The 2,139-nt window shown below is 63.3% G+C and carries 3 protein-coding genes; all 3 read right to left on the bottom strand.

Annotated features, from left to right (window positions below):
- Positions 1-38: 38 nt before the first annotated feature.
- Positions 39-1,202 (bottom strand): saccharopine dehydrogenase family protein, encoded by a 1,164-nt coding sequence (locus tag EN893_RS30475; RefSeq protein ID WP_127271167.1) that lies wholly within the window; start codon positions 1,200-1,202, stop codon positions 39-41.
- The gene (locus EN893_RS30480) at positions 1,199-1,699 is read right to left on the bottom strand and encodes an Lrp/AsnC family transcriptional regulator (RefSeq protein WP_127271168.1); all 501 of its coding nucleotides are present in this window, start codon (positions 1,697-1,699) and stop codon (positions 1,199-1,201) included. Before EN893_RS30480 ends, EN893_RS30475 begins: the two co-directional genes overlap by 4 nt.
- Positions 1,700-1,959: 260 nt before the next feature.
- A partial coding sequence (locus EN893_RS38785) for a hypothetical protein (RefSeq protein ID WP_206640200.1) occupies positions 1,960-2,139 on the bottom strand: 180 nt, incomplete at its 5' end.

A 2,139-nucleotide genomic window follows, 5' to 3' on the forward strand; every position in this document is an offset into this window, starting at 1 on the left:
GTTGCCGACGGCAGCCACCGTTCGAAAATCTTCCTGCCTCAGTCCCGTGCCACCGTCTCGGAAACCGTGATGCCACGCTTGGCCAGTTCGTCGAAGAACCTGATGTCGGGCACGTCCAGCAGCGGGTTCAAAAGGCCCGGTCTGGTGATCTCACGCCGCGCGAGCATCTGCGCCACGATGCTGGCGGGATAGCCGACGCCGAGGCTCATGCCGAACAGGCCCGAAGCCAGGTCCCGCTCGATGATCAGGTCCGACGTCACCGTCTTGGCGCGGCCGTCTTCGAGGCCGGAAAAGACATTGCGCATCACGCACAGGTCCTTCTCGCCGGGACCATATTGCAGTTGCGGGCCGAGCAGACGGCCGAGGAATTCGCGCGGGCTGTTGCCTGTGCCGGGCACCTTGTCTTCGGAGAGGAAGCCAAGCTCCTTCAGCGGCGCCCAGAAGGCCGACCATCCCGGCCAGCGCAGCGTGTAGCGGCCGGAGCGGCGCAATCCCTTGGCGGCGTCCAGCATCTCGACATAATGCAGCGCATCGCCATTGGGGAAGGCTTCGAGCTTGCCCAGACCCGCAACCTCGATTTCATGGATGAACGGATTGTCGTGCTGCTGGCCGGCCGGCACCGCGACGCGTTTCCCGTCTTCGATCATCACGCTGTCGCGGTTCTGGCTGACCAGGACCATGTCGAAATTCCAGCTCACCTTGTAGCACAGCGGCTTGGCCATCGCCTTCGGCTCGGGGATGCCGCCGCAATAGGAATCGATCGAGGAAATCGAGTCGAACTGCCTGGCGGCGCGCGCGTACAGCACGAGGTCGATGCCGGGGTCGAGCCCGCATTCGGTCATGATCGAGACGCCGGCCTGTTCGGCGGCTGGCGCCAGGTCGGCGATCGACTTGGCGTAATTGGTGGTGACCAGCGGCGTGCGCGTGGCGATCGCGGCCTGCACCGCCTGGCGCATCAGCGGCTGCGGCAACAGGTCGATGACGGCGTCGACATCATCAAGCACAGTGGCCAGCGCCGGGCCGATCGCGCCTTCAGGCACCACGAAGCGCACGCGGGCAAGATCGGTCAGGCCGGCAAGCCGGGCCGGGCCATCCGCTGCGGTATCGACGCAGACGATTTCCTCGACGCCGACGCTGGCGACGAGGTCGGCGATTGCCGCCCGACCTTGCAGGCCGAGGCCGCCTAGTACCGCGATCTTCATGCCGGCTCCTTGCGGTCGTCCGACCAGCAGCCTTCCGGCAGGCTGACCCATTTGTTGCAGGACGCCATGACGACGAAGGTTTCGCTGCGCACGACTTCGCCGGGCTCGCCGGCGCCGGGGATCAGTTCGCTGGTGACGCGGTAGAGATCGGCGACGTCACCGGCCACCGTCACGTCGACGATGATGTCGAAGCGCCCGGTGACCACCGAAGCCGAGTTGACGAAGGGCAGTTCGGAAATGCGCTGTGCCAGTTCGCGGGCCCGGCCGCGCCCCTGGGCATTGATGCCGACAATGGCCGAGATCAGCTCGGGGCGCTCGGTCAGGTTCAGCAGGCCGACGATCTTGAGCAGGTTGCGGTCGAGCAGGTTGCGCAGCCGCGTGCGCACCGTCGGCACCGAAATCGCCAACATCTCGGCGATGCGGTTGATGCCCGGCTGTGCATCCTGCGACAGCTGTTTGACCAGCCGCCGATCGGTCAGATCAAGATGTTCCCGCAAAGTCCCCGTCTTTCACAAAAGGAAAAAACTTCGGCTATTTTTTTGCCAATGTGCAAACAAGCTACGTCACGGATATTTGAAAAGCAAGGCGCTGTTTTCACGCGAACTGGGTAGGTCGTCTGCCTGCAGGCGGCCGAACGTGCTGGCGAAAGGCAGCGCGCAGACTAGGACAATCGTGTTGTGATCGGGCGATTGAAGGTGGTGATGCCCCGCTGTCGACGCATGCCGCCGGCGCGTGGCCCGTCCGGATTTCTTCGATATTAATTTTCTTGGTCAAGAATTTGCCCGATCAAGCTGGCACAAGGTCGGCGATCTGCAATGATGTTCCAAGTTTTTCTGACATGATGCTTCATCGATATGGGCGTTTGACTAAAGTGGCGCAGTGTTACCTTGCTTGCCTTGCGGTCCTGCTCGCATTCGGCCGGCCGGCCATGGCAGCC

It is taken from the genome of Mesorhizobium sp. M7A.F.Ca.CA.004.04.2.1 (assembly GCF_004022825.1).
Taxonomy (GTDB): Bacteria; Pseudomonadota; Alphaproteobacteria; order Rhizobiales; family Rhizobiaceae; genus Mesorhizobium.